22 protein-coding genes and 2 tRNA genes are annotated in these 26,034 nt (G+C 64.2%); 16 read left to right on the forward strand and 8 right to left on the reverse strand.

What is annotated here, in order from left to right; translation table 11 throughout:
* Positions 1–47: 47 nt before the first annotated feature.
* A complete protein-coding gene (lgt, locus tag NK214_RS14630; protein ID WP_253314852.1) occupies positions 48–899 on the reverse strand; it encodes a prolipoprotein diacylglyceryl transferase in 852 nt (283 codons plus the stop codon).
* Positions 900–1,096: 197 nt separating this feature from the next.
* Between lgt and ilvD the strand changes: the two genes are divergently transcribed.
* Together ilvD and NK214_RS14640 are read left to right on the forward strand one after the other, a co-directional pair.
* A complete protein-coding gene (ilvD, locus tag NK214_RS14635; RefSeq protein ID WP_227104576.1) occupies positions 1,097–2,953 on the forward strand; it encodes a dihydroxy-acid dehydratase in 1,857 nt (618 codons plus the stop codon).
* Between the two features lie 749 nt (positions 2,954–3,702).
* Positions 3,703–4,782 (forward strand): hypothetical protein, encoded by a 1,080-nt coding sequence (locus tag NK214_RS14640; RefSeq protein ID WP_253314853.1) that lies wholly within the window; start codon positions 3,703–3,705, stop codon positions 4,780–4,782.
* 73 nt (positions 4,783–4,855) lie between these two features.
* Here NK214_RS14640 and NK214_RS14645 read toward each other — a convergent pair whose 3' ends face one another.
* The gene (locus NK214_RS14645) at positions 4,856–5,773 is read right to left on the reverse strand and encodes a LysR family transcriptional regulator (protein ID WP_253314854.1); all 918 of its coding nucleotides are present in this window, start codon (positions 5,771–5,773) and stop codon (positions 4,856–4,858) included.
* A 193-nt stretch (positions 5,774–5,966) separates the two neighbouring features.
* Between NK214_RS14645 and NK214_RS14650 the strand changes: the two genes are divergently transcribed.
* The gene (locus NK214_RS14650; protein ID WP_107798464.1) at positions 5,967–6,668 is read left to right on the forward strand and encodes a pirin family protein; all 702 of its coding nucleotides are present in this window, start codon (positions 5,967–5,969) and stop codon (positions 6,666–6,668) included.
* 208 nt (positions 6,669–6,876) lie between these two features.
* Here the strand turns inward: NK214_RS14650 and NK214_RS14655 are convergent, their stop codons facing one another.
* On the reverse strand, positions 6,877–7,464 hold the full coding sequence (locus NK214_RS14655; protein ID WP_253314855.1) for a hypothetical protein: 588 nt from the start codon (positions 7,462–7,464) through the stop codon (positions 6,877–6,879).
* Between the two features lie 295 nt (positions 7,465–7,759).
* On the opposite strand from NK214_RS14655, the gene glyA reads away from it, so the two are divergent.
* The 5 genes from glyA to NK214_RS14680 all read left to right on the forward strand — a co-directional run bounded on the left by glyA (position 7,760) and on the right by NK214_RS14680 (position 12,192).
* The gene (gene glyA / locus NK214_RS14660; RefSeq protein WP_081550486.1) at positions 7,760–9,007 is read left to right on the forward strand and encodes a serine hydroxymethyltransferase; all 1,248 of its coding nucleotides are present in this window, start codon (positions 7,760–7,762) and stop codon (positions 9,005–9,007) included.
* A 127-nt stretch (positions 9,008–9,134) separates the two neighbouring features.
* Positions 9,135–9,593 carry a transcriptional regulator NrdR gene (gene nrdR / locus NK214_RS14665; RefSeq protein WP_019100637.1) on the forward strand — a complete coding sequence of 153 codons (459 nt, stop codon included), beginning with the start codon at positions 9,135–9,137 and terminating at the stop codon, positions 9,591–9,593.
* A 59-nt stretch (positions 9,594–9,652) separates the two neighbouring features.
* Entirely contained in the window at positions 9,653–10,192 is a 540-nt protein-coding gene (locus NK214_RS14670) for a GNAT family N-acetyltransferase (RefSeq protein WP_253314856.1), read from the forward strand.
* 3 nt (positions 10,193–10,195) lie between these two features.
* Positions 10,196–11,320, forward strand: a complete 1,125-nt coding sequence (gene ribD, locus NK214_RS14675) for a bifunctional diaminohydroxyphosphoribosylaminopyrimidine deaminase/5-amino-6-(5-phosphoribosylamino)uracil reductase RibD (protein WP_253314857.1) — start codon at positions 10,196–10,198, stop codon at positions 11,318–11,320.
* A gap of 224 nt (positions 11,321–11,544) precedes the next feature.
* Positions 11,545–12,192, forward strand: coding sequence for a hypothetical protein (locus tag NK214_RS14680; protein ID WP_107798468.1), 648 nt, complete (start codon positions 11,545–11,547; stop codon positions 12,190–12,192).
* Positions 12,193–12,245: 53 nt separating this feature from the next.
* Here NK214_RS14680 and NK214_RS14685 read toward each other — a convergent pair whose 3' ends face one another.
* Positions 12,246–12,635, reverse strand: a complete 390-nt coding sequence (locus tag NK214_RS14685) for a nuclear transport factor 2 family protein (protein ID WP_107798469.1) — start codon at positions 12,633–12,635, stop codon at positions 12,246–12,248.
* A 291-nt stretch (positions 12,636–12,926) separates the two neighbouring features.
* Between NK214_RS14685 and NK214_RS14690 the strand changes: the two genes are divergently transcribed.
* Complete coding sequence (locus tag NK214_RS14690; protein ID WP_253314858.1) at positions 12,927–14,420, forward strand: carboxypeptidase M32; 1,494 nt, start codon at positions 12,927–12,929, stop codon at positions 14,418–14,420.
* Between the two features lie 302 nt (positions 14,421–14,722).
* On the opposite strand, the gene NK214_RS14695 is transcribed toward NK214_RS14690, so the two are convergent.
* The 3 genes from NK214_RS14695 to NK214_RS14705 form a co-directional block, all read right to left on the reverse strand.
* On the reverse strand, positions 14,723–15,601 hold the full coding sequence (locus tag NK214_RS14695) for an alpha/beta fold hydrolase (protein ID WP_253314859.1): 879 nt from the start codon (positions 15,599–15,601) through the stop codon (positions 14,723–14,725).
* 84 nt (positions 15,602–15,685) lie between these two features.
* Complete coding sequence (locus NK214_RS14700) at positions 15,686–17,302, reverse strand: MFS transporter (protein ID WP_253314860.1); 1,617 nt, start codon at positions 17,300–17,302, stop codon at positions 15,686–15,688.
* A 92-nt stretch (positions 17,303–17,394) separates the two neighbouring features.
* Positions 17,395–19,011: a GMC family oxidoreductase gene (locus tag NK214_RS14705; protein WP_253314861.1), complete on the reverse strand. Its 1,617-nt coding sequence runs from the start codon at positions 19,009–19,011 to the stop codon at positions 17,395–17,397.
* A 162-nt stretch (positions 19,012–19,173) separates the two neighbouring features.
* Here NK214_RS14705 and NK214_RS14710 point away from each other — a divergent pair, with 162 nt between their 5' ends.
* Complete coding sequence (locus NK214_RS14710) at positions 19,174–20,097, forward strand: LysR family transcriptional regulator (RefSeq protein WP_107798474.1); 924 nt, start codon at positions 19,174–19,176, stop codon at positions 20,095–20,097.
* Between the two features lie 9 nt (positions 20,098–20,106).
* Positions 20,107–20,970: a GyrI-like domain-containing protein gene (locus tag NK214_RS14715; protein WP_253314862.1), complete on the forward strand. Its 864-nt coding sequence runs from the start codon at positions 20,107–20,109 to the stop codon at positions 20,968–20,970.
* Between the two features lie 228 nt (positions 20,971–21,198).
* On the opposite strand, the gene guaB is transcribed toward NK214_RS14715, so the two are convergent.
* Positions 21,199–22,662 (reverse strand): IMP dehydrogenase, encoded by a 1,464-nt coding sequence (guaB, locus tag NK214_RS14720; RefSeq protein WP_107798476.1) that lies wholly within the window; start codon positions 22,660–22,662, stop codon positions 21,199–21,201.
* Positions 22,663–22,822: 160 nt separating this feature from the next.
* On the opposite strand from guaB, the gene NK214_RS14725 reads away from it, so the two are divergent.
* From NK214_RS14725 to NK214_RS14745, 5 genes are all read left to right on the forward strand, one after another.
* On the forward strand, positions 22,823–23,257 hold the full coding sequence (locus NK214_RS14725) for a DUF4124 domain-containing protein (protein ID WP_253314863.1): 435 nt from the start codon (positions 22,823–22,825) through the stop codon (positions 23,255–23,257).
* A complete protein-coding gene (uvrC, locus tag NK214_RS14730; protein WP_107798478.1) occupies positions 23,258–25,063 on the forward strand; it encodes an excinuclease ABC subunit UvrC in 1,806 nt (601 codons plus the stop codon).
* Positions 25,064–25,175: 112 nt separating this feature from the next.
* Entirely contained in the window at positions 25,176–25,757 is a 582-nt protein-coding gene (pgsA, locus tag NK214_RS14735; protein ID WP_107798479.1) for a CDP-diacylglycerol--glycerol-3-phosphate 3-phosphatidyltransferase, read from the forward strand.
* Positions 25,758–25,855: 98 nt separating this feature from the next.
* Positions 25,856–25,931 (forward strand) — tRNA-Gly (locus NK214_RS14740).
* A gap of 26 nt (positions 25,932–25,957) precedes the next feature.
* A tRNA-Gly gene (locus NK214_RS14745) sits at positions 25,958–26,033 on the forward strand.
* Position 26,034: the final 1 nt, after the last annotated feature.

Genomic DNA, 26,034 nt, shown 5'->3' on the forward strand with positions numbered 1-26,034 from the left:
CGGACTAAAAACCGCCGCGTATAGCAAGCATTCTAGCCTAGCCCGGCTCAGGCCGCCTTGCGCTTGCCGAACAGGTAGAGCAGCGCCAGGCCGATCACGATCATCGGCAGGCTCAGCCACTGGCCCATGCTGATCACGTCGGACTGGCCGAAGATGCCGGCGTCCGGAGTGCGGAAGTATTCGCTGCCGAAGCGCGCCAGGCCGTAGCCCATCAGGAACAGCGCAGACACCTGGCCGCGCGCGCGGGTCTTGGCGCTGAAGCACCACAGCAGCGCGAACAGCGCCAGGCCTTCCAGCGCGAACTCGTACAGCTGCGACGGGTGGCGCGGCAGGCCGCCGTATTTCAGCAGGGTCACCATCAGGTCGGACGATTGCTGCGCCTGGATCAGATCGTCCATCTTGGCCTGCGGAAACAGCATCGCCCACGGCAGTTGGGGATCGGCCACCCGCCCCCACAGCTCGCCGTTGATGAAGTTGCCGATGCGGCCGGCGGCCAGGCCCAGCGGCACCAGCGGCGCGATGAAGTCGGTGACTTCCCAGAAGCTGCGGCCGTGCTTGCGCGCAAACAGCGCCACGCCGATCAGCACGCCGATGAAACCGCCGTGGAAGGACATGCCGCCTTTCCACACCATCAGAATCTCCAGCGGATGACTAAAATAATAGCCGGGCTGGTAGAACAGCACCTCGCCCAGGCGGCCGCCCAGCACCACGCCGACGGCGCCGTACATCAGCAGATCGTCCAGCAGCTTGGAGGTGAGGAAAGCGTGGCCGCGCTTGATGCGGTAGTTGCCCAGGATCAGGAAGCTGGCGAAGCCCAGCAAGTACATCAGGCCGTACCAATGAATGGCCAACGGGCCCAGCTGGATGGCCACGGGGTCGAACTGCGGATGAATGATCATTTGTCAGCCGTGTGCGTTTGCGGTAAAAGAATGTGGACGGATTATATGGGAAAGCGTTCCCACGCGTCGCGCGGCCCACCCGCCGCCCGACGCATTTTTGCCTTGAGCTCCCCGGCACCCGGAGCCAGGCGGCCCGGCCTTAAAGCAGGCCAGGCCCGGAGCGCCTTTCCCCTCATGTAGAAATTAAGGAATCAGCAATGCCCCAATACCGCTCCCGCACTTCCACCGCCGGCCGCAATATGGCGGGTGCCCGCGCTCTATGGCGCGCCACCGGCATGAAGGACGACGACTTCGGCAAACCCATCATCGCCATCGCCAACAGCTTCACCCAGTTCGTGCCCGGCCACGTGCACCTGCACAATATGGGTCAACTGGTGGCGCGGGAAATCGAACGCGCCGGCGGCGTGGCCAAGGAATTCAACACCATCGCCATCGACGACGGCATCGCCATGGGCCACGGCGGCATGCTCTACAGCCTGCCCAGCCGGGACCTGATCGCCGACAGCGTGGAATACATGGTCAACGCCCACTGCGCCGACGCGCTGGTGTGCATCTCCAACTGCGACAAGATCACCCCCGGCATGCTGATGGCGGCCATGCGCCTGAACATCCCGGTGGTGTTCGTCTCCGGCGGCCCGATGGAAGCCGGCAAGGTGCAGTGGGGCAACGACATCCGCAAGCTGGACCTGGTGGACGCGATGGTGGAAGCCGCCAATAGCGCGGTGTCCAACGAGGACGTCGAACGCGTGGAGCGTTCCGCCTGTCCCACCTGCGGCTCCTGCTCCGGCATGTTCACCGCCAACTCCATGAACTGCCTGACCGAGGCGCTGGGCCTGTCCCTGCCCGGCAACGGCAGCCTGGTGGCCACGCACGCGGACCGCAAGGAATTGTTCCTGCGCGCCGGCCGCCTGATCGTGGATATCACCAAGCGACATTACGAACAGGACGACGCCAGCTTGCTGCCGCGAGCCATCGCCTCCAAGGCCGCGTTCGAGAACGCGATGAGCCTGGACGTGGCCATGGGCGGCTCCACCAATACCGTGCTGCACCTGCTGGCGGCGGCGCAGGAAGCCGGCGTGGACTTCAAGATGGCGGACATCGACCGCATTTCGCGCTCGGTGCCGTGTCTGGCCAAGGTGGCGCCGGCCACCCAGAAATACCATATGGAAGACGTGCACCGCGCCGGCGGCGTGGTGGCTATCCTGGCCGAGCTGGACCGCGCCGGCCTGATCCGCCGCGAAGTGCCCACCGTGCACAGCGCCACGCTGGGCGAAGCGCTGGAAGCCTGGGACATCTGCCGCCACGGCGAAGACAGCGAAGCGCGGCGCTTCTACCGCGCGGCGCCGGGCGGCGTGCCCACCACCATCGCCTTCTCGCAGTCCATGCGTTACCCGACGGTGGACGACGACCGCGCCGAGGGCTGCATCCGCGACCGCGAGCACGCTTACTCCCAGGACGGCGGCCTGGCCGTGCTGTCCGGCAATATCGCCGAGCGCGGCTGCATCGTCAAAACCGCCGGCGTCGACGACTCCATCCTCAAATTCAACGGCCGCGCCCGCATCTTCGAAAGCCAGGACGCGGCGGTGGAGGCCATCCTGGCCGACCGCATCGTGGCCGGCGACGTGGTGGTGATCCGCTACGAAGGCCCCAAGGGCGGCCCGGGCATGCAGGAAATGCTCTATCCCACCAGCTATCTGAAATCCAAGGGCCTGGGCAAGGAGTGCGCCTTGCTGACCGACGGCCGCTTCTCCGGCGGCACTTCCGGCCTGTCCATCGGCCATGTGTCGCCGGAAGCGGCCGAGGGCGGCGCCATCGGCCTGGTGGAAGAGGGCGACCGCATCGAGATCGACATCCCCGGCCGCTCCATCCGTCTGGCGATCAGCGACGAAACGCTGGCGGCGCGGCGCGCGGCGATGGAAGCCAAGGGCCGCGACGCCTGGAAACCGCTGGGCCGCGACCGCGTGGTCAGCCCGGCCTTGCGCGCCTACGCGGCGATGACCACCAGCGCCGACACCGGCGCGGTGCGCGACGTGACGCAAGTCGAACGCCGTTGATATTTGTCATATTTCCTTAACCGGTTTCCGGATAGGATTCGGGCCGTGCGGTTTTTTGCCGCGCGGCCCATTGTTTTTTGGGGCGCAGCAACCATCTGCTCCTCATTCGTCCGCCGCCGCTTTCCACTGGCGCGGCCCCGTCTCTCCCCTGCCTCCCGGTTTTCGGCGGCGTCTTAGTCTTGTTCATTTGTTTTCGAATCCAACAGTTCCTTCCCGCTTGTTTTCCTAAATTTTCACAAACGAAATCCGTTCTAATGCCATTAATCATATACTTGGTCTGTTTAAATCTAAATGGCATTGTTTGAGACTAAGATTCGGCTGGGGCGGGGCAGGGGCGAGATGGGGGCGAAGAAGAAAACGGAGACGCTGATCGGCGCCGGCAGGCAAGTTCCCTGGCTACATGGATTTTAATAATTCTATTGATTTAACAGAAGCTTAGCGTTTGCTTAGCATGGGGCGTCGCCGGGAAAAGGCAAAAAAAATGCGCGGTACCGTTAGGTCCGCGCCAAGTCTACAAAGGAGAAATAGAGGAGAAACTATCAAGAAGCAATTGCTGCATCTCAACGAGAACGAATTATCCAGATTGCGGTATCGAGTGTCAACATGTTGTTTTTCGCAAATGTGTGAAATTATAATTTTCTGTCGCGCATCTGGTACATCGCGGCCGATGCCGCCGCTGTCGCGGCGCACCATGGCTGTCACAGCTGTGCCAAAATAGCGGTTTTCCGATTGCCGCAGGATTCCCCTTCATGGACGCCGTACGCCACACCCTTCCCGATCCTCGCCAGTACCACCCGCAAGTGGCGCTGACCAATATGCTGATTCACAACGCCCAGTCGGCGTTGAACGCCAAGACCGAGTCCGATCGGGAAATGTGGTTCTCCGCGGTGCGCGACGCGATGGCCGAGATGCTGGCGCGCGGCGAACTGCTGTCTATCTCGGTGGCGCTGGCCATGGTGCCGTCTCAGCAATGCTATCAACTGGTGTGGGACGCGCTGCGCGACGCGGTGGAAAACACCGGCGGCGGCCGCGCCATCGTCTTCGCCATGCCGCTGGTGCTGGTGGCCGGCAGCAAGAACCAGACCACACTGCCGGGCGAGATCGCAGATGTGGCCGGCCTGAACCAATTGCTGCGCGAGCACGGCGTGTTCGCCGCCGATGCCGATGTCGCGCTGGGCGGCGCGCTGCTGCACCCGGACAGCGTGGTGGGATTGGACTCCGCCCAGCTCTATAAGCTGAACCGCGATCCGGCCCATGCGCGCGCGCTGCTGCCGCAACAGCCGGCGCCGGTCACGGTGAAGGAAGAGGGCGTGTTCCTGCGCTACCTGCTGGGCGTCGCGATCCAGCCGGAAGGCGCGGAGCCGCCGCTGCGCCTGGGCGGCGCGGTGGGCGCTTGGGGCATGCCGCTGATGAAATTCCTGGGCGAGCAATTGAAGACTGAGGGCGTGACGCTCTTCCCCATCGCCCGCCCGCCGATGCCGGCGATGCAGGCGATGGTGGCCGGCAACTACGCTCGCTTCGAGGTGGCGATGCAGGTATTCGCCAGCAGCCAGATCCGCAGACTGCGCGAACTGAACAAGGAGCCGGTGGCCATCCTGTCCGCCCACGACAACGGCGAACTGCACATCACCCTGTCCGCCGAAGGCGACGAGCGCAACTGGGAAGCCTTCGTCTGGCCGCTGGCGGCGCTGGACACTGTGCCGCTGATCGAGGAAAGCTTCCGTGAACTGATGGCGGAATGCCATGTGCGCGAAGTGCATGTGCTGGCCGAGCTGCATCCGGACAGCAAGGACGGCGTGCCGCTGTTCTTCACCGCCGACGATTTGTAAGCCTCGTCCCGCCTTGTCCGGTGATCACGCCTCGCCTCGAGCGGGGCTTTGTCATTGCGCTTATCGTTAGCCGCTAACGGCAATCCGCCCACGGCGCGATGGCCAGCCGCGCCGCCAGGTAGTCGATCAAGGCCTGCACCCGCGCCGGCCGGCTGCGGCCCGGCGGCGTCAGGATGTAGAGCGCGATCGGGTCCACCTGCCAATCCATCATCACGGTTTCCAGCTCGCCGGCCTGCAAGTCCCGCCAGGCCAGAAACTCCGGCTGCAAGGCCAGGCCCAGGCCGGTGCGCAGCGCCGGCGTCAGCGCCTCGGCGTTGTTGACCCGCAGCGACGTAGGCATTTCCAGCGCGAATTCGCCTTGCTCCGCGTGGCGGAAGCGCCAGAACTCGCCGCCGGGCGCGTTGCTGTACAACAGCGCGCGATGCGCGGACAGCTCGCGGGGATGGCTGGGCCGGCCGTGGCGTGCGAAATACGCCGGCGAGCCCACCAACAGAATGCGCACTGAGCACAGGCGACGCGCCAGCAGGCTGGAATCGGCCAGCGAGGCGATGCGCAGCGCCAGGTCCAGGCGCTTGGCCACCAGGTCCACCTGCTCGTCGCTGAAATGGAAATCCAGCTCCACTTCCGGATGCCGCGCCATGAACTCCGGCAGCAGCGGCGCCAGATGAGACAGCCCGAAGGACATCGGCGCGGTCACCCGCACCAGCCCGCGCAAGCTGGAGGATTGCTCGGCGATGTCGGCCTCCACCGCCTCGCCTTCCGCCAGGATGCGGCTGGCCCGCTCCAGCGCGGCGTGGCCGGCCTCGGTCAAGGACAGCCGCCGCGAGCTGCGGTGCAACAGCATGGTTTTCATCCGGGCTTCCAGGCGGGAAATCGCCTTGGACACCGTGGCCTGGGACAGCGTCAGTTCCGCGGCGGCGCGCGCGAAGGAGCCGCATTCCGCCACCTTGGCGAAAATCGCCCAGGCTTCCAGATCGGGCAGTCGTTTCATGGCTAGAGCAGGGGCTGAGTGGATGGATTCCAATTTTAGCGTTTAAAAAGCGCTATATCGCATTGATTGCATCAAAAATGGAAAGAATGCTATTCGATCCCTCGGCTTATCAGCCCCTGGCCCGCTGCGTATAGTGGCTGCATCGGACGCGTCGCCGCGCAGGCGGCGCCTCGCCACAATATCGGAGGACCATATGATCGAGCATCGTCCCTTCGCCGCCTTGGGCGGCGCCCATCATGGCTGGCTGGACGCCAAGCACCATTTCTCCTTTGCCGAATACCACGACCCGGCGCGCATGCACTGGGGCGCGCTGCGGGTCTGGAACGACGACGTCATCGCGCCGGGCGCCGGCTTCCCGCCGCATCCGCACGCGGACATGGAAATTGTCACCTATGTCCGCGAAGGCGCGATCAGCCACCGCGACAATCTGGGCAACCAGGGCCGCACCGAGGCCGGCGACGTGCAAGTGATGAGCGCCGGCCGCGGCATCGTGCATTCCGAATACAATCTGGAAGCCGTCGACACCCGCATCTTCCAGATCTGGATCATGCCGGAGCGGCGCGGCGGGGACCCGTCCTGGGGCAGCAAGCCCTTTCCCAAGGCGGACCGCTCCGGCGCCTTCGTCGCGCTGGCCAGCGGCATGGACGGCGACGATCAGGCCTTGCCCATCCGCGCCGACGCCCGCGTGTTGGGCGCCACCCTTAAAGCCGGCGAAAGCGCGGACTATCCGCTGGGCGCGGAACGCCGCGGCTACCTGGTGCTGGCCCGCGGCCGGGCGGAAGTCAACGGCGTGGCGCTGCAAGCCCGCGACGGCGCGGCGATTAAGGATGAAGCGTTGTTGCGCATTGTCGCCAGCGAGGACGCCGAGCTGATTCTGGTGGATAGCCGAGAGTGAGGGAATGAAAGACAAAGCGCCGGGTGTCCGGCGCTTTTTTCAAACCACGCGCAGTTTGCGCGTTGGCGGTTTCTTCGATGATGGTGGGTTGGATTCCACCTTGACTACAGTTCCTTTGGAACAAGCCTCACCGAGATCATGGCTTAGCTTAGCCAAGCTGTGGGCGGTGCTCTGGGACACATAGACCCGCTTCTTGGCATTGGGTGATTTAACGCTGTTTTTCATAGCCGATATACCCCGTATCCTCAAGCCCCGCGTTGTGGATGGCGCTAAAACCCAGTTCTTGTATGAGCAGGTGATTACAGTGACAAACTCTATCATAGAACCTGCCAAGCCCCAGAGCCGGCTTGTAAAAGTACTGCCTTGTTTCAGCTACAAGCCGACTATGGTAGACAACAATTTCAAGTAAATGTTGCCCAAAACTGAAAATTTGGCGGGGGTTGTCCAGGCGCCATGAGGCCGGCTCGTAGATATGGTCGCGGCTGATAGCGTCGGCTCGCATGAACTTTACCAACCGGCTTGTGCGCATATCGGGTTCAAAGTCATGCGCCCAAGTCCGGATAAAGTCACGTACCTCCTGCTCATCGTCTCCAGGCACTTCTCCCGCTAGGCTGGCAAAATACATTAGGTAGCGGTAGGCGCTAAAAACAAATGGCACGACTTCGAAGAAGCCATCGGCATGATGGGCTAAGGGGACACGGTAGATATTCCCCACCCACGCGGAGCGCTGATCCGGCGTGGGCGCACCTGCGAACCACTCCGTGGGCATGGCTTGGTTTTGCTCCAGCCAAAACATTCATCTTTCTCCACTGAGACGAACCATTGGAAGAGGGCGCTTGCCACAAGAGTGAGATGCAAGCAAGGTCGTAGCCCTTGCAAAGCGATCCATGGGCGCTTGGCATTGTTGCTTTATCCAATGCTGGGCTGCAAATCGCTGTGGCTTTGTCCCTTTATCGGTGGGGTGTGGGGGCGATGGAAGTGGCGCGCAGGGGCTTGTCGTTGCCTCTCGCAATTGCTTCACGTTAAGGATTTCGCTCCGGCATTTCGTGTAGAATGCCCGCATCGTTAACCCTTTGATGGATGAGTCAAAGATGTTCGCTGCTGACCAGACGATTGCCAAATTCGACCCCGAACTCGCCGCCGCCATTGCGGCCGAGTGTCAACGCCAGGAAGATCACATCGAGTTGATCGCCTCGGAAAACTACACCAGCCCCGCGGTGATGGAAGCCCAGGGCTCCCAACTGACCAATAAGTACGCCGAAGGCTACCCGGGCAAGCGCTTCTACGGCGGTTGCGAACACGTGGACGTGGTGGAACAGCTCGCCATCGACCGCGTCAAGCAGCTGTTCGGCGCGGAATACGCCAACGTGCAGCCGCACTCCGGCAGCCAGGCCAACCAGGCGGTGTACTTCTCCATCCTGAAGCCGGGCGACACCGTGATGGGCATGAACCTGGGCCACGGCGGCCACCTGACCCACGGCTCCCCGGCCAACCTGTCCGGCAAGATGTTCAACATCGTCGCCTACGGTCTGAACGACAAGGAAGAAATCGACTACGACGACATGGAACGCGTAGCGATGGAAACCAAGCCCAAGCTGATCATCGGCGGCGCTTCCGCTTACGCGCTGCGTTTCGACTTCGAGCGCATGGGTCAGATCGCCAAGAAATGCGGCGCTTACTTCATGGTGGACATGGCGCATTACGCCGGTCTGATCGCCGCCGGCGTTTACCCGAACCCGGTGCCGTTCGCCGACTTCGTGACCTCGACCACCCACAAGACCCTGCGCGGTCCGCGCGGCGGCATCATCCTGGCCAAGGCCGAGTTCGAGAAGAGCATCAACAGCAATGTGTTCCCGACCCTGCAAGGCGGCCCGCTGGAGCACGTGATCGCCGCCAAGGCCGTGGCCTTCAAGGAAGCGCTGCTGCCCGAGTTCAAGGTGTATCAGGAACAAGTGCTGAAGAACGCCGCCATCATGGCCAAGACCCTGGGCGAGCGCGGCGTGCGCATCGTATCCGGCCGCACCGAGAGCCATGTGTTCCTGGTGGACCTGCGCGCCAAGGGCCTGACCGGCAAGGCGGCCGACGCGCTGCTGGGCCGCGCTCACATCACCGTGAACAAGAACGCGATTCCGAACGACCCGGAAACCCCGTTCGTGACCTCCGGCATCCGCATCGGCTCCCCGGCCATCACCACCCGCGGCTTCAAGGAAGCCGAAGCCATCCAGGTGGCCAATCTGGTGGCGGACGTGCTGGACAACCCGAACGACGACGCGCTGATCGCCCGCGTGGCCGAGCAAGCCACCGCGCTGTGCCATCGTTTCCCGGTGTACTCCAAATAAGCCAAGCTGGTCTCGGCCGCTGAAAGACGCCCCCAGGGGCGTCTTTTTCATGGGCGGGCGATAGCGGCATTAACTTGACTGCGCATTGCTGATAACATCCCTACATTGGAACCCTTAGGATTAAGTCATGAAATGCGCGTTCTGCGGCAATGCCGATACTCAGGTAATCGACTCCCGCGTCAGTGAGGACGGCAGCAGCATCCGGCGGCGGCGGCGCTGCCCGGTGTGCGAGAAGCGTTTCACGACCTTTGAAACCGCCGACGTGCGCATGCCGCAGGTGGTGAAAACCGCCGGCCACCGTTCGGAATTCGACATCGAGAAAGTGCGCACCAGTTTCCTGCGCGCGCTGCACAAGCGCCCGGTGCCCACCGCCTTGGTGGACGAAGCGATAGACCGCATCTGTCACAAGCTGCTGCAATTGGGCGAGCGCGAAGTCTCCAGCCGCGAGATCGGCGAAATGGTGATGAACGAACTGGCGCGCCTGGACAAAGTGGCTTATGTGCGTTTCGCCTCGGTGTACCGCAGCTTTCAGGATGTGTCCGAGTTTTCCGACGCCATCAAGGAAATCCAGAAGTCTTCGCATTGACCGACCGGCGGGCGGCTGGAGTAGACTGCTCTATTCTTCCGTCATCGCGGGTGCCCTCCATGGTAGAACCCCTGCCTTCCAATGTTTCGCTGCGCGCGCCGGAGTTGTCCGACGCGCCGGCGCTGTTCGCGCTGATCAACGCCAACCGCGATGCGCTGCGGCCGTGGATGCCGTGGGAGCCCCTGACCCGCTCCGAGGCGGACTCCCGCGCTTTTCTGGAGTCCGCCGCCGTCGGCTGTCAGATCGGCAAGGCCTATACTTGGCTGGTATTGCGCGACGGCGCGCTGGCCGGCGTTTGCGATCTGCACGCCATCGACGATTTGAACCGCCACGCCTTCGTCGGCTATTGGCTGGACCGCCGCCAGGTGGGGCAGGGCGTGATGCAGGCGGCGCTGCGCCTGTTGCTGGCCGAAGCCTTCGGCCCCTTGGGCCTGCACCGGGTGGCGATAGACGCGGCGGCGGACAATCATCGCAGTTGCGCGGTGGCGGAGCGGCTGGGCTTCCGCTACGAAGGCGTGCTGCGCGAGTACTTGCTGTTGCAGGGCCGCTATTGCGACGCCAGGCAGTACAGCCTGCTGGCTCAAGAATGGAAGCAATGAATCATGAATTATTCCGCCGATGACCATCGTCACATGCAGCGCGCGTTGCGGCTGGCCGCCGCGGCCACCCGCCGCGCCGCGCCCAATCCGGGCGTGGGCTGCGTGCTGGTGCGCGACGGCGCGGTGATCGGCGAGGGCGCCACTCTGGAAGTGGGCGGCGATCACGCGGAAATCCAGGCGATCAAGGACTGTCTGGCGCGCGGCCTGTCCCCGCGCGGCGCCACCGCCTACGTCACGCTGGAGCCGTGCAGCCACCACGGCCGCACCCCGCCGTGCGCGCGGCGTCTGATCGACGAGGGCGTGGTCCGGGTGGCCGCGGCGATGGTGGACCCCTACCATGAAGTGGCCGGCCGCGGCCTGGCCATGCTGCGCGCCGCCGGCATCGCCGCCGACGCCGGGCTGATGGAAGCCGAGGCGCGGCAAGTGCATCGCGGTTTTCTGTCGCGCGTCGAGCGCGGCCGCCCCTGGGTCATGCTCAAGGCCGCCTCCACGCTGGACGGCAAGACCGCCTTGCTCAACGGCCGCAGCCAATGGATCACTGGCCCGGAGGCGCGGCGGGATGTGCATCGCCTGCGCGCCGAACACTGCGCGGTGCTCACCGGTAGCGGCACCGTGCTGGCCGACGATCCGCAACTGACGGTGCGGGAAGTCCCCTGCGAGCGCCAGCCGCTGCGGGTGGTGCTGGACAGCGATCTGCGCACGCGGCCGGAACAGCGCATCTATCAGGACGGCGCCACCTTGCTGGCCACCTGCGATCACCAGGCTGCGCGTTTGGAGCCTTACCGCGCCGGCGCGGAGCTTCTGACCCTGCCGCGGCTGGCCGACGGCCATGCCGATCTGCCGGCTTTGCTGGCGGCCTTGGCGCAACGCGGCGTCAATATGCTGATGGTGGAAGCCGGAGCCGGCCTCAACGGCGCGCTGCTGCGCGCCGGGCTGGTGGACGAGATCGTGCTCTACCTGGCGCCGTCGCTGGCCGGCGACGCCGCGCGCGGCCTGTTCGCCTGGCCGCCGCTGGAAGACCTGGCCGACAAGCAGCGGCTGAGCATACGCGACGCGCGCATGGTGGGCGCGGATTTGCGCCTGAGCCTGACGCCGGTCTTGGCGGCTGCTCAAGGTCCCGCGAACTAGGGCGAGACAAGGCGAGGATGGCCTCCACGCTTGGGAAAATGACCGCGTCGCCGCGAATCCCGTCTGGAGTCTGCAACATTTCTGTCCGAAAATAAGAGCAGTTCGCCCGCTGTGCGCATGACGCGTGACGGCGGGCGCGAACGCACGCTCAGGACGGGCCGCCAAGAACGGCTCGCTTTCGCATTCGGGGCAGTCGCGGCATCCGGGAGGGCTGGGGAAAGGGCATGAGCGATTTGAAGGCGGCGCTGGAAGCTTATATGCGATTGTTGGCGCGTCAGGGCGCGCCGGCTCAGGTGATCGACGAGAGGCGTCGCATTCTGGAACTGCTGCTGCCCTGGCTGGACGGCGTCGAGCGCAACGCGGAAGGCTTCCGCGGTCCTTGTGAACGCCTGCTGCAGGCCTGCTCGCCGGACGAGCAGGTGCTGGCGCTGACCTGTACCCGCGAGTTCTATTACTTCTGGCTGGGCGATACCAAGAAAGTGGTGGAGATCACCGCGCGCAGCGGTTTTTCGGTGCGCAATGTGCGGGTGTGGCTGGAGACGGATTGGGAAGGGCTGCTGACGCGGATGGAGCGCGACGGCTTCTCCCGCTTCCCGCCGTCGCTGGGCCTCTACCTGGGCAAGCTGTTCGAGGACGGCATGTCCGAGCCGGACATCCATCTGCGCGAGCGCCTGCTCAAATCCCTGCTCTATCTATTGGACGGCCAGCCCATCCAGGGCGACAGCTTCCGCATGATGGTGGACGCGGTGTTATTGCATCTGCGCGAGGCGGAGCTGAAAAACACCTTTTTGCTGCTGGTGCGCGAGTACTTCTATTACTGGCACCAATTCCCGCAAGCCCAGGCGCGCAACGCCGGCCAGCCGGCGGCTTGAGGCGAACCGACGGGCCCGCTATTTCATCCCCCAACGCTTCCGTTCCCGCGGCCTCAAGCCGGCTGCGCGGCTTCCAGCCTGGCCCGGCCCGGCAAGCCCGCGCGCCAGGCCGGCGGCGCTTCGGCGCTGGCCCAGTATTCCTCGATCTGGCTGATCAGCCCGTGTTCCAGCGTGAACAGGGAATTGGCGAAGAAGCGCGCCTCGCCGTGGTCCACCTGCGCCACCACGTGCCAGCGGCCGTCGGCCAGTAGATTGTCCTGCAGCAGGCGTATGCTCCAGCCCTCCGGATAAACGCGGTTGACGTGGACGATGGCGTCCGCGCCGCGGAAGCACTCGCCGCTGCAGTGCCACAGCATCACGGCGTCGTCGCGCAGCAGGCGGCGCGCGCGCTCCCAGTCGCGGTCCTGGTAGGCGAGAAAGAGTTGGGCGGCGATGGATGGCATGATTTTACCTCATGCTAGTCATGGAGTATTGATAATGTACAAAATCAAAATCCTTGTCAATACGCGGCTTTGGCGGATTTTGGGGCGGAAGTTGTCAGATCAAATAGTCTGATGGCATCATGCTTTGACAAGTGGAGCGTGTTTACGATCTCGCGAGCTGGGGCGAGACCAGGCGTTGCGGCTGAGAAAGCGGAAGGAGTAGCGCTAGATGAGCATTCTGCAGCGGTTCTCAACGCCGTATCGCCGACGCGCAGCAGATCGTAAATCGGTTCTTTATAGAGAGGAGACAAGATGACGCACACATCCGCCTACCAGGCTTTAACCCACACTTTCGCCCGCCTGCACCGCTTTAGCCACCTCGGCGCCATCGCCGGCTGGGACCAGGCGGCGATGATGCCGAGCAAGGGCAACGACGCCCGCGCCGCCGCGCTGGCGGAGCTGGGGGTGCTGACCCACGGCATCATCACCGCGCCGCAGCTGAAGGAGCAGCTGGACGCGGCGGAGCAGGAAAACCTGGACGAGCTGCAACGCGCCAATCTGCGCGAGATGCGCCGCGAATGGGCGCAGGCCAATCTGCTGCCGGCGGAGCTGGTGGAAGCCAAGACCCTGGCCGGCGCGCGCTGCGAGCACGCCTGGCGCAGCCAGCGCCCGGCCAATGACTGGAAGGGCTTTCTGGAAAACCTGCGCGAGGTGGTCAAACTGTCGCGCGAGGAGGGCCGCTTGCTGGCCGAGGCCAGCGGCGGCAGCCGTTACGACGCGCTGATGGACAAGTACGAGCCGGGGATGAAGAGCGCGGAGATCGAGCGCATTTTCACCGAGGTGAAGTCCTGGCTGCCGGGCCTGATCGAACGCGCGCGCGCCAAGCAGGCGTCGGAAACGGTGATCGAGCCGGTGGGGCCGTTCGCGGTGGCGCAGCAGCGCGCCTTGGGCGTGGAGGCGATGAAGCTGCTGCGCTTCGACTTCGACGGCGGCCGGCTGGATGTCAGCAGCCATCCCTTCTGCGGCGGGGTGCCGGAAGACGTGCGCATCACCACCCGCTACCGCGACGATGATTTTGTCCAGAGCCTGATGGGCATTGTTCACGAAACCGGCCACGCCCGTTACGAGCAGAACCTGCCCAAGGACTGGCTGGAGCAGCCGCTGGGCCGCGCGCGTTCCATGGGCATTCATGAGAGCCAGAGTCTGTCCTTCGAGATGCAGCTGGGCCGCAGCCCGGCCTTCCTGCAGTTGATCGCGCCGCTGATCCGCAGCCATTTCGGCGAGCAGCCGGCGTTTGCGCTGGAAAATCTGCAAGGCCTGTACAGCCGGGTGCAGCCGGGTTACATCCGCGTGGACGCCGACGAGCTGTGTTATCCGGCGCATGTGATTCTGCGTTTCGAGATCGAGCGCGCGCTGATGGACGGCGATATCGAGGCCGAGGACATCCCGGCGCTGTGGGACGAGAGGATGATGGCCTATCTGGGCGTGGACACCCGCGGCAATTACACCAACGGCTGCATGCAGGACATCCACTGGACCGACGGCGGCTTTGGCTATTTCCCCAGCTACACGCTGGGCGCGATGTATGCGGCGCAGTATTTCGCCAGCCTGCGCCGCGCCGAGCCGGAGCTGGACGCGCAGGTGGCGGCCGGCAATCTGGAGCCCATCTTCAACTGGCTGAACACCCATATCTGGAGCCAGGGCAGCCGCTGGAGCACGGACGAACTGGTGCGGCGCGCCACCGGCGAGACGCTGAACCCGGCGCATTTCAAGGCGCACCTGGAGCGGCGTTATCTAGGCGTTTGAGTTTGTGGAAGGCAGATGAAAAGCGCGGCTTGGCCGCGCTTTTTTTGGATCCGCTAGCCAAACCCCTGATCCTGCGTTGCGCCTCCTTGTCGTACGACTTGTACTGCCTGCGTCGGCGCGCCTTGGCTCAGGTTCTCTGCGAGGTTTTCTTAGAACGTGTTTACGATCTCGCGAGCTAAGGCGAGACAAGGCGAAAACGGCTGAGAAAGCGGAATGTACTCGTGGTACATGAGCATTTCGAAGCGGGTTTCAACGCCGTATTGCCGAAGCGCAGCGGAGCGTAAACAGGTTCTTAGCGGCTCTTATTGGGGCTGACTGAAAAACGCATGGACCGCCGCGGCCAGCGCTGCCGGCTGTTCCCATTGCAGCATGTGGCCGGCGTCGGCGATCACGGTTTCCTGGAGTTGGGCGAAACAGGCGCGCCGCTGCGTCATGCTGGCGGCCACGCTCTTGGCCAGCGGGTGGTCGTCGGTGTCGCCGCCCAGCGCCCACAGCACCGGCGCGCTGATCCGTTGCCAGCAAGCCATCGCTTCTTCCAGCCGGTACAGCACCGGGTTGACCATTTTGTGGCGCGGGTCGGCGCGGTAGTAGAGGCCGTCGTCGCGCTGGCGGGTCAGTTCGCGCGCCAGCCATTGGGCGCGTTCCGGCGTCAGCCTGGGGTTGCGTTCCAATAGTTTGGCGGCCACGGCGTCCAGCGACTGCAAATCGCCGAACTCCGGCGCGGCGCGGGTTTCGCGCAGCCAGCGCGCATAGCGGCCCGGCGCTTCCGCCGGCTTGGTGGCGGCCAGGCCGAAGCCTTCGGCCAGCACCAGCTTTTCTATGCGTTCGGGGCGGATGCCGGCGTAGATGCCGGCAATCATCGCGCCCATGCTGTGGCCCAGCAGCTTGACCGGCTGTTGCGGCGACAGCGCGTCCAGCAGCGCGTCGAGATCGGCCAGGTAGTCGGGGAAGTAGTAGCTGCCGTCGTTCCAGTCGCTGTCGCCAAAGCCGCGCCAGTCCGGCGCCGCCACTTGCCAGCTGTCCGGCAGCGCATCCACCAGGAATTGGAAGGTGGCCGAACTGTCCATCCAGCCGTGCAGCAGCACCAAGAGCGGCGCGTCGCGCGGGCCCCAGCGACGCAGATGATAGCGGTGGCGGTTGAGGGTCAGGGTTTCGGACTGGCTGAGGCGTTGAATCGGCATGGCGGCGCGAGCGGTGGGATGAAAGCCCCAGTCTACCCAGAAACACGGCGAACCGGGAGGTTCGCCGTGCGCATGGGAAGGGGCTTATTGATGGATGTCGGCGCGGTGCGTCTCCTTCAAGCCCAGCAGGCAGACCACGAAGCTGACGCTGTAGACGATGACCGGATACCACAGGCCGTAGAGGATGTCGCCGGTGTAGACCACCAGCGAGAAGGCCACGGTGGGGAACAGGCCGCCTATCCAGCCGTTGCCGATGTGGTAGGGCAGCGACATCGAGGTGTAGCGGATGCGGGTGGGGAACAATTCCACCATGGTGGCGGCCAGCGGACCGTAGACCATGGCGGCGATCAGGCTGAGCAGCACCAGCACGGCCACCACCATCGGGTAGTTGATCTTGTCCGGGTCGGCCTTGTCTGGATAGCCGGCCTGCTTCAGCGCGGCCAGCAACGCGGCCTTGTCGAAGCCGGTCAGCGTCTGTTCGCCCACCTTGATCTGGGTTTCGCCGCCGGCGGGCGCCGTCTGGCGCTGGTAGGGCACGCCGTTCTTGGCCAGCAGGGCCTTGGCTTGGTCGCAGCTGCTGCTGAGCTTGGCCTTGCCCACCGGATCGAACTGGAAGCGGCAGCTGGCCGGGTCCGCCACCACCACCACCGGCGCCTGGCGCGCGGCGTTGGCGATGTCCGGGCTGGCGTAGGCGGTCAGCCATTTGAAGGCGGGAAAGGTCAGCAAGGCCGCCAGCAGCAGGCCGGTCAGCATCACCGGCTTGCGGCCGATGCGGTCGGACAGATAGCCGAAGTACAGGAATAGCGGCGCGGCGATCAGCAGCGACATCACCAGCAGCTGGGTGGCGATCTGCGAATCGACCTTGAGGATCTGGGTGAGGAAGAACAGCGAGTAGAACTGCGCGCAATAGAAGGTGACCGCCTGGCCGCCGTTGATGCCGAACAGCGCGGTGAGCACGATGCGCAGGTTCTTCCAGTTGGTGAAGGATTCGGTCAGCGGCGCTTTGGAATGCTTGCCCTCGGCCTTCATTTTCAGGAAGGCCGGCGATTCGTGCATGGACAGCCGGATCCAGGTGGAGATGGCCAGCAGCGCCAGCGACAGCAGGAAGGGCAGGCGCCAGCCCCAGTCGTCGAAAGCCGGGCCGGTGAGTTTGCGGCAGGCCAGGATCACCAGCAGGGACAGCAGCAGGCCGGCGGTGGCGGTGACCTGGATCCAGCTGGTGTAGGCGCCGCGTTTGTGATCCGGCGCGTGTTCGGCCACGTAGATGGCCGCGCCGCCGTATTCGCCGCCTATCGCCAGGCCCTGCAGCATGCGCAGCACCACCAGCAGGATGGGCGCGGCGATGCCTATGCTGGCGTAGCCGGGCAGCAGGCCCACCAGGAAGGTGGACACACCCATGATCAGGATTGTGGCGAGGAAGGTGTATTTGCGGCCTATCATATCGCCCAGCCGGCCGAACAGCAGCGCGCCGAAGGGGCGTACCAGGAAGCCGGCGGCGAAGGTCATCAAGGCGAAGATGAAGGCGGTGGTTTCATTGACGCCGGCGAAGAACTGCTTGCTGATCACCGCCGCCAGCGCGCCGTACAGGAAAAAATCGTACCACTCGAAAACGGTGCCCAGCGACGAGGCGAAGATCACTTTGCGCTCGGAGCCGCTGATCGCGTGTCCCGCCGTGGCGGCGGGCGTCAGGGTGCTGCTCATGGTGCTGTCTCCTCTTGGTGTGGCTTTGCGACAAGTTGTGGGGCGGGAAGTGGGCTTCCTCTGTTTGGATGGATTCCGATGTCGCGCGGCGCTCAGTCCTGCGCGGCGCGGTCTTGCAAAATCATGCGGGCGGCTTTTTCCGCGATCATCAGCGTGGGCGAGTTGGTGTTGCCCGAGGTGATGGCGGGCATGATGGAAGCGTCCGCCACTCTCAATCCGGATAGTCTGTGAACGCGCAGTCTGGCATCGACCACCGCCTCGGTATCCTGTCCCATTTTGCAGGTGCCGACCGGATGAAAGATGGTGGTGCCGATGCGGCCGGCGGCGGCGGCCAGCTCCGCATCGCTCTGGGCGGCGAGGCCGGGCAGGTATTCTTCCGGCCGGTAGCGCGCCAGCGCCGGCGCGGCGACGATGCGCCGGGTCAGCCGCAGCGCGGCCACCGCGACGGCGCGGTCCCGCGGGTGGCTGAGGTAGTTGGGCTGAATCAGCGGCGCGGCGTCCAGGCCGGCGCCGCCAATGGCGACCCGGCCACGGCTGAGTGGACGCAGGTCGCACACCGAGGCGGTGAAGGCGGGGAAGGGGTGCAGCGGCTCGCCGAAGCGTTCCAGCGACAGCGGCTGCACATGGTATTCCAGGTTGGCGCGCGTCTGTTCCGGCCCGGATGCGGCGAAAGCGCCCAACTGACTGGGCGCCATCGCCAGCGGGCCGCTGCGCCGCCACAGGTATTCCCAGCCCATGGCCAGCTTGCCGCTCCAGCTATTGGCCAACTGGTTCAGCGTGCGCGCGCCGCTGACCTTGAACACCATGCGTAGTTGCAGATGATCTTGCAGATTGGCGCCGACCCCTGCCAGCGCGTGGCGCACGGCGACGCCGTGCTCTTGCAGCAGCGCGGCCGGGCCGATGCCGCTGCGCTGCAACAAAAGCGGGGAGCCGACGGCGCCGGCGGCCAGGATGATTTCGCCGCGGCAGCGCGCCTGCCAGCGTTGCCGCTGTTGCAGGAATGCAATACCGGTGGCGCGGCCGTCCTCCAGCAGAAGGGTTTCCGCCTCGGCATGGGTCAGCACGGTGAGGTTGGGGCGCTGGCGCACCGGGCGCAAAAAAGCCTTGGCGGTGTTCCAGCGCAGGCCGCCGCGCTGATTGACTTCGAAATAGCCGCAGCCAGCGTTGTCGCCGCCGTTGAAATCGTCCACCGGGGCGATGCCGCTCTGTTCCGCCGCGTCGCGGAAGGCGTCCAGGATCGCCCAGGACAGCCGCTGCCGTTCCACCCGCCATTCGCCGCCGTGGCCGTGCTGGGCGCGGGCGCTGTCGAAGTGGTCTTCCATGCGCAGAAAGTCCGGCAGCACCTCGTCCCAGCTCCAGCCGGGGCAGCCCTGGGCCGCCCAGCCGTCGTAGTCCGCGGCCTGGCCGCGCATATAGATCATGCCGTTGATCGAGGAGCAGCCTCCCAGCACCTTGCCGCGCGGGTAGTTGAGGCTGCGTCCGCCCAGGCCGGCCTCGGGCGCGGTGCGCAGGCACCAGTCGGTGCGCGGATTGCCGATGCAGTAGAGATAGCCGACCGGGATGTGTATCCACGGATAGTTGTCCTCGCCGCCGGCTTCCAGCAACAGCACGCGGTGTCGCGGATTGGCCGACAGGCGGTTGGCCAGCAGGCAGCCGGCGCTGCCCGCGCCGACGATGATGTAGTCGAATGTGTCCGCCAATGCCTGCATGCCGCGCTTTCCTATGACGTCTGTATCGCCACCATATAAGATCAAGCCGGGCCGGCCTGGGAATAGCCAGAGTGGAACAACAGCTGTTAGTTTTCTAACAGCCGCGCAATTGAAGCCTGTCATATTTGTGTGCAAGCGCACCATAAACACGGGGAGGGCTTGATGTTCGACTGGAACGACATCCGTTATTTTCTGGCCTTGCAGCGCAGCGGCAAGCTGCTGGCGGCGGCCCGGCAGCTGCGCACCACGCATGCGACGGTGGCCCGGCATATCGAACAGTTGGAGCGGCAGCTGGGCCAGCCGCTGTTTGTGCAGCAGCCGGACGGTTATCAACTGACCGCGGCCGGCCGGCAGTTGCTGCCCCTGGCCGAGCAATTGGAAAACACCGCGTCGCGGATGCAGGACGAGGCGCGGGTGGGCCATGTGGAGGTGGCCGGCCTGGTGCGGCTGGGCGCGCCGGAGGGCTTGGGCTCGCTGTTTCTGGCGCGGCACCTGCCGCGGCTGACGGAGCGTTACCCTGCGCTGGAGATCGATCTGGTGTCGGTGCCGCGCTTCGTCAGCATCACCAATCGCGAGGTGGACATCGCCATCGCGCTGGAGCGGCCGCAGGCCAATATGGTGGTGACGCGCAAGCTGACCGATTACTGCCTGGGCCTGTATGCGACGCCGGCCTATCTGGACGCGCATGCGCCCATCCGCGAGCGCGAGGACCTGGCCGGGCATCCCATCGTCGGCTATGTCGACGATCTGCTGTTCTCGCGCGAGCTGATGTTCCATCGCGGCCTGTGCCGCAACCCCTTGATCCCTCTGCGCTGCACCAGCGTGGTGGGCCAGCAGCAGGCGGCGCTGGCCGACGGCGGCATCGCGGTATTGCCGTATTATCTGACCTACGACGACGCGCGGCTGCGCCAGTTGTTGCCGGAACTGCGCATCATCCGCTCTTACTGGATCAGCGGCCGCAGCGACATCCGCCGCACGCTGCGCTACCGCGTGGTGTGGGACTACGTGGTGGAGCTGTGCCAGCGCATGCAATGGTTGCTGCTGCAACAGCCAACTCAGCAAAACGAATCAATCGATGCGGGATAAGCTCACTTCATGAGAACGCTCTATCGCAACGGCGGCCCGGATTCGCCGTATTTGTGGCGGATGCTGCGGGTACTGGACTATCTGTGGCGCCATCTGGATGGGCCGGTGCCGCTGGAAAGATTGGCGGAGGAGGCCTGCTTGTCGCCCTTTCACTTTCACCGCGTGTATCGCGGCCTGATGGCCGAAACGGTGGGAGAGACCCGGCAGCGGCTGTTGCTGCATCGCGCGGCCGGGCAGTTGGACGGCGGCTCGCTGCCTTTGTCTAGGGTGGCGACGCGCGCCGGCTACGGCGGCACCGCGGCCTTCGTCCGGGCCTTCGCCAGGGCTTACGGCGAGAGTCCGGGCCGCTATCGCCAGCGCAGAGCGTTCATTTCTAGGCAAGACTGGGAGACCGTTATGCATGAAGTGACATTGCTCAAGCAGGATAAGGGGCTGAGGGTGCTGATGCGCCGCCATATCGGCAGTTATATGGAGATCGGCCAGGCCTTCGGTGCTTTGCAGGCCATCAGCCCGGCTTGCGCGGCCGGCGACGCGCCAGGCCGCACATTCGGGATGTATCTGGATGATACGGAACAGACGGAGGAAGCCAAGCTGCGCTCCATCGCCTGCGTGACGGTGCCGGACTCCTGGCAGGACCGGACGCTGCCGGATGGGTTTGAATGGGGGGAGATCCCAGCCGGAGAGTACGCTTGCGTGACGCATCTGGGACCGTACGCGGAACTGTCCACGGCCTGGTCCTGGCTGTACCGGCACTGGCTGCCCGGCAGCGGGCGCGCGCTCGGCGAGGTGCCGTGCGTGGAGGAGTATTTGAATTCGCCTTACGACAACCCGCCCACCGCCTTGCGCACTCGGCTGATGTTGTCGCTGGTCTGAGAGCCTGTTTACGATCTGCTGCGCGTAGTGAAGCGTTGCACGGTGAGTACGAGCTCAAAATGCTCATGTACCACTAGTACATTCCGCTTTTTCGCTCGTTTTCGCCTTGTCTCGCCTTAGCTCGCGAGATCGTAAACATGTTCTGAGCGCGCTGGTGGTTCAGCCATGAAAAAACCCGCGCCGTTTGGCGCGGGTTTTGCCGTAAAGGATGCCTGACGACGTCGGGTCTTAACGGGATACGTGGTAGTTCGGCGCTTCCTTGGTGATCTGCACGTCGTGGACGTGGGATTCCTGGATGCCGGCGGAAGTGATTTCCACGAACTCCGCTTTGGCGTGCATGTCGGCGATGGTGGCGCAACCGAGGTAGCCCATCGAGGAGCGCAGGCCGCCCACCAACTGGTGGATCACCTGGCCGATGGAGCCCTTGTACGGCACGCGGCCTTCGATGCCTTCCGGCACCAGTTTTTCCACATTGCCTTCGTTGTCCTGGAAGTAGCGGTCGGACGAGCCCTGGCTCATCGCGCCCAGGCTGCCCATGCCGCGGTAGGACTTGTAGGAACGGCCCTGGAACAGCTCGACTTCGCCCGGGGCTTCCTCGGTGCCGGCGAACATGCCGCCCAGCATCACGCAATTGCCGCCGGCGGCCAGCGCCTTGGAAATGTCGCCGGAGAAGCGGATGCCGCCGTCGGCGATCATCGGCACGCCGGTGCCCTTCAGCGCTTCGGACACATTGTGGATGGCGGTCAGCTGCGGCACGCCCACGCCGGCTACGATGCGGGTGGTGCAGATGGAGCCGGGGCCGATGCCGACCTTGACGCCGTCGGCGCCGGCGTCAACCAGCGCCATCGCGGCGGCCGCGGTGGCGATGTTGCCGCCGATCACGTCCACTTCCGGGAAATTCTTCTTGACCCAGCGCACGCGCTCGATCACGCCCTGGCTGTGGCCGTGGGCGGTGTCGACCACGATCACGTCCACGCCGGCCTTCACCAGCGCGATTACGCGCTCTTCGGTGTCGCCGCCGGTGCCGACCGCGGCGCCTACGCGCAGACGGCCCTGGTTGTCCTTATTGGCGTTGGGGTGTTCGCTGGTCTTGATGATGTCTTTGACGGTGATCAGACCCTTCAACTCCCAGGCGTCGTTGATCACCAGCACGCGCTCCAGGCGGTGGGTGTGCATCAGCTCGCGGGCTTCGTCGATGCTGGCGCCTTCCTTGACGGTGATCAGGCGCTCGCGCGGGGTCATGATGGAGCCGACGCTCTGGTCCAGACGGGTCTCGAAGCGCAGATCGCGGTTGGTGACGATGCCGACCACTTTGCCGTCTTCGATCACCGGCAGACCGGAAATCTTGTGATGGCGGGTCAGCAGCACCAGATCGCGCACCAGCATGTCCGGGGCGATGGTGATGGGATCCTTGACCACGCCGCTTTCATGGCGTTTCACCTTGGACACTTCGCTGGCCTGTTTCGCGGGATCCATGTTTTTGTGCACGATGCCGATGCCGCCTTCTTGAGCCATGGCGATGGCGAGACGGGCTTCGGTCACCGTGTCCATGGCGGCGGACACCAGGGGCAGGTTCAGGGTGATGTTGCGGGTAAGCTTGGTGGAGAGAACTACGTCGCGCGGCAGAACTTCAGAATGGGCCGGGACGAGGAGAACGTCGTCGAAAGTATAGGCTTTCTCGATGATACGCATCTTGGCGTTTCCTTTGCGGCAAAGCGGCATTATACCGAGGCATTGTCGCTATTGCAAAAAAAGGGGCTTTCCGCCCGCAACCCTGTTACCTTTTTGCTCGCAGGCCGCGCAGGCCTTACAATTTGAGTATCTGCAGCGCATTCGGGTCAGGGAGTCGATGATGAAGTCAACCTTAGTATGGACCTTTTTGCTGGCTTTGCTGGGCTCCTCCGCCGCCAGCGCGGAAGTCTATGTATGGAAGGACGAGGCCGGAAAAACCGTGTATTCGGACCAGCCGCCGGCCAGCGTCAACGCCCGCCGCATGAATACGCGCGCGCCGGCGCCGGCATCGGCTCCGGCCAAGGAAAGCAAGAAAGCGTCGGGCAAGGACGCCGGCGGGGAAAACGCCAAGATCGCGGCGGAAAACGCCAAGATCGTGGAGGCCAATGCCAAGATCCGCGAGCAGAATTGCCAGAACGCGCGCAATCAGCTGGCCTCGGTGCAGACCAATAGCCGCATCCGCATGCCGGGTTCCAATGCGCTGGCCACCGACGCCCAGCGCAACGAGCTGATTAGCCAGGCGCAGGCCAATGTGCAAACCTGGTGCGGAAAATAAGTGACGAAACCGGTTTTTGACTACAAGGCGGTACTGGCTTCCCTGCCCAATCTGCCCGGCGTGTATCGAATGCTCGACGCGTCGGGCAGCGTGCTTTATGTCGGCAAAGCGATAGACTTGAAACGGCGGGTCAGTTCCTACTTTCAGAAAAACGACCAGTCGCCGCGCATCCAGTTGATGGTGCGCCAGATCGCCAGCATCGAGACCACGGTCACGCGTTCCGAGGCGGAAGCGCTGATTCTGGAAAACAATCTGATCAAGGCGCTGACGCCGCGCTACAACATCCTGTTCCGCGACGACAAGTCCTATCCCTATCTGATGCTGAGCGGTCACGCCTTCCCGCAAATGGCCTATTACCGCGGCGACCCCAAGCGGCCGCACCAGTACTTCGGCCCCTATCCCAACGGCTACGCGGTGCGCGAGAGCATCCAGATCCTGCAAAAGGTGTTCCGGCTGCGCACTTGCGAGGACGCGGTGTTCGCCAATCGCTCCCGTCCCTGTCTGCTGTATCAGATCAAGCGTTGTTCCGGCCCCTGCGTCGACCATATCTCCAAGGACGATTACGCGCGCGACGTGGCCAGCGCGGTGGCCTTCCTGCAAGGCCGTCAGAGCGAGCTGATCGACGGCCTGACCCAGCGCATGATGACGGCGGCCGAGGCGATGGAGTTCGAACAGGCGGCGGAACTGCGCGACCAGATCCAGGCGCTGGCGCGGGTGCAGGAGAAGCAGTTCGTGTCCAGCAACTCCAGCCAGCAGGATTGCGACGTGGTGGCCGCGGTGCAGCAGGAGGGCATGCTTTGCGTCAATCTGGTGATGATACGCGGCGGCCGGCATCTGGGAGACAAGAGCTTTTTCCCGGTCAGCGGGGAGGAGGGGGAACTGGCGGACAGCCTGGAAGCCTTCCTGGCCCAGCATTATCTGGGGGCGCCCTTGCCGCCGGCCATCATCATCAACGGCGAGATTTCCGAGACCCTGCGCCAGCATCTGGAGCGGCAGGCCGAGCGCAAGCTGGCCATCGCCAGCAATCCCATCGGCGAACGACGGGTGTGGCTGGAAATGGCGGAGAAGAACGCCGCGCTGGCCATCATGCAGCGGGCTAGCAGCAAGGCCACCCAAAACCAGCGGCTGGCCCAGCTCAACGAGGTGCTGGAATTGGAGGGCGCCGGCCGTTTCGAGTGCTTCGACATCAGTCACACCATGGGGGAGGCCACGGTGGCGTCCTGTGTGATCTACGACAAGGGCGCGATGCAGCCCGGCGAATACCGGCGCTACAATATCGAAACCGCCAAGCCCGGCGACGATTACGCGGCGATGCGCGAAGTGTTGTCACGTCGCTACGGCAAGCTGGCGGCGGGCGACGGCAAATTACCCGACGCGGTGTTCATCGACGGCGGCAAGGGGCAGGTGGGCGTGGCTTTGGAAGTGTTCGCCGAAATCGGCCTGAACCTGCCCATCGTCGGCATCGCCAAGGGCGAGGAGCGCAAGCCGGGCCTAGAGACCTTGATCCTGCCTTATCTGGACAAGAGCCTGCAGCTGCGGCAGGACCATCCGGCGCTGCATCTGATCCAGACGGTGCGGGACGAAGCCCACCGCTTCGCCATCACCGGCCACCGCGCGCGGCGCGCCAAGGCGCGCACCGCGTCCACGCTGGAGGAGATTCCGGGCGTGGGCGCCAAGCGCCGGCAACAGCTGCTGATGCGCTTTGGCGGCCTGCGCGGCGTGACCGCCGCCAGCATGGACGACCTGGCCCAGGTGGACGGCATCAGCCGCACCCTGGCGGAGAAGATTTACAACGCGCTGCATTGATTGCCGGCGCGCCATCGTTTATACACTGTAACCATTGCCGTGCGTCCCGTTGTGGCTTGGGGCGGACGCGCAGTTTTTGACCGAGCCGCAAACAATAAGATTACTGACACCGATGCCCTTCAATTTGCCGATATTCCTAACCTGGCTCAGGGTTGCCCTGATCCCCATCTGCGTAGCGGTCTTCTTTTTGCCGGATTCCGTGCTGCTGCTGGAAAGCCGCAACCAGGTAGGCGCCGCCATCTTCGCCTTGGCGGCCATCACCGATTGGCTGGACGGCTATCTGGCGCGCAAGTTGGGTCAGACCTCGGCCTTCGGCGCTTTCCTGGATCCGGTGGCGGACAAGCTGATCGTCGCCGCGGCCTTGATCCTGCTGGTGCAGATGGGGCGCACCGAGGGCTGGATGGCGATGATCATCATCGGCCGGGAGATCGCCATCTCCGCGCTGCGGGAATGGATGGCGGAGATGGGCACCCGCAAAAGCGTGGCGGTGGCCTATATCGGCAAGTTGAAAACCGCGGCGCAAATGGTGGCGATTCTGCTGTTGCTGTATGCCGGCCCGCTGCTGCCGGGGGTTTCGACATTAATTTTGGGCAATGCCTTCATGGTGGTGGCGGTGATTTTGACTTTGTGGTCAATGGTTTATTACCTGAGGATGGCCGCCAAGGAGTTTTCCGGGAAAAAAATTGATGTTTGAAGTGTTGACAGTGACTGATAAATCCTTATAATTCGCATCTCTCAGCGCTGCTCCAGCAGCAGCGAAGAGAAAGCAGAAGTATTGCAGCAGTTTTGAATGCGGGAATAGCTCAGTTGGTAGAGCGCAACCTTGCCAAGGTTGAGGTCGCGAGTTCGAGCCTCGTTTCCCGCTCCAAATCCTCTGCAATAGCGTTATGCGACGCGGGAATAGCTCAGTTGGTAGAGCGCAACCTTGCCAAGGTTGAGGTCGCGAGTTCGAGCCTCGTTTCCCGCTCCAA

Origin of the sequence: Chromobacterium sp. S0633, from assembly GCF_024158805.1 — a bacterium.
In the GTDB taxonomy this organism is placed as follows: Bacteria; Pseudomonadota; Gammaproteobacteria; order Burkholderiales; family Chromobacteriaceae; genus Chromobacterium.

What these genes read in the sequence shown, in the direction of transcription:
- NK214_RS14695 (WP_253314859.1), bottom strand. Translation starts at nt 15,601, where the DNA reads ATGCCGATTCAACGCCTCAGCCAGTCCGAAACCCTGACCCTCAACCGC.
- NK214_RS14725 (WP_253314863.1), top strand. Translation starts at nt 22,823, where the DNA reads ATGAAGTCAACCTTAGTATGGACCTTTTTGCTGGCTTTGCTGGGCTCC.
- NK214_RS14680 (WP_107798468.1), top strand. Translation starts at nt 11,545, where the DNA reads ATGAGCGATTTGAAGGCGGCGCTGGAAGCTTATATGCGATTGTTGGCG.
- NK214_RS14705 (WP_253314861.1), bottom strand. Translation starts at nt 19,011, where the DNA reads ATGCAGGCATTGGCGGACACATTCGACTACATCATCGTCGGCGCGGGC.
- NK214_RS14700 (WP_253314860.1), bottom strand. Translation starts at nt 17,302, where the DNA reads ATGAGCAGCACCCTGACGCCCGCCGCCACGGCGGGACACGCGATCAGC.
- nrdR (WP_019100637.1), top strand. Translation starts at nt 9,135, where the DNA reads ATGAAATGCGCGTTCTGCGGCAATGCCGATACTCAGGTAATCGACTCC.
- lgt (WP_253314852.1), bottom strand. Translation starts at nt 899, where the DNA reads ATGATCATTCATCCGCAGTTCGACCCCGTGGCCATCCAGCTGGGCCCG.
- NK214_RS14685 (WP_107798469.1), bottom strand. Translation starts at nt 12,635, where the DNA reads ATGCCATCCATCGCCGCCCAACTCTTTCTCGCCTACCAGGACCGCGAC.
- NK214_RS14645 (WP_253314854.1), bottom strand. Translation starts at nt 5,773, where the DNA reads ATGAAACGACTGCCCGATCTGGAAGCCTGGGCGATTTTCGCCAAGGTG.
- NK214_RS14650 (WP_107798464.1), top strand. Translation starts at nt 5,967, where the DNA reads ATGATCGAGCATCGTCCCTTCGCCGCCTTGGGCGGCGCCCATCATGGC.
- NK214_RS14715 (WP_253314862.1), top strand. Translation starts at nt 20,107, where the DNA reads ATGAGAACGCTCTATCGCAACGGCGGCCCGGATTCGCCGTATTTGTGG.
- NK214_RS14670 (WP_253314856.1), top strand. Translation starts at nt 9,653, where the DNA reads ATGGTAGAACCCCTGCCTTCCAATGTTTCGCTGCGCGCGCCGGAGTTG.
- NK214_RS14690 (WP_253314858.1), top strand. Translation starts at nt 12,927, where the DNA reads ATGACGCACACATCCGCCTACCAGGCTTTAACCCACACTTTCGCCCGC.
- ribD (WP_253314857.1), top strand. Translation starts at nt 10,196, where the DNA reads ATGAATTATTCCGCCGATGACCATCGTCACATGCAGCGCGCGTTGCGG.
- glyA (WP_081550486.1), top strand. Translation starts at nt 7,760, where the DNA reads ATGTTCGCTGCTGACCAGACGATTGCCAAATTCGACCCCGAACTCGCC.
- NK214_RS14640 (WP_253314853.1), top strand. Translation starts at nt 3,703, where the DNA reads ATGGACGCCGTACGCCACACCCTTCCCGATCCTCGCCAGTACCACCCG.
- NK214_RS14655 (WP_253314855.1), bottom strand. Translation starts at nt 7,464, where the DNA reads ATGTTTTGGCTGGAGCAAAACCAAGCCATGCCCACGGAGTGGTTCGCA.
- guaB (WP_107798476.1), bottom strand. Translation starts at nt 22,662, where the DNA reads ATGCGTATCATCGAGAAAGCCTATACTTTCGACGACGTTCTCCTCGTC.
- pgsA (WP_107798479.1), top strand. Translation starts at nt 25,176, where the DNA reads ATGCCCTTCAATTTGCCGATATTCCTAACCTGGCTCAGGGTTGCCCTG.
- NK214_RS14710 (WP_107798474.1), top strand. Translation starts at nt 19,174, where the DNA reads ATGTTCGACTGGAACGACATCCGTTATTTTCTGGCCTTGCAGCGCAGC.
- ilvD (WP_227104576.1), top strand. Translation starts at nt 1,097, where the DNA reads ATGCCCCAATACCGCTCCCGCACTTCCACCGCCGGCCGCAATATGGCG.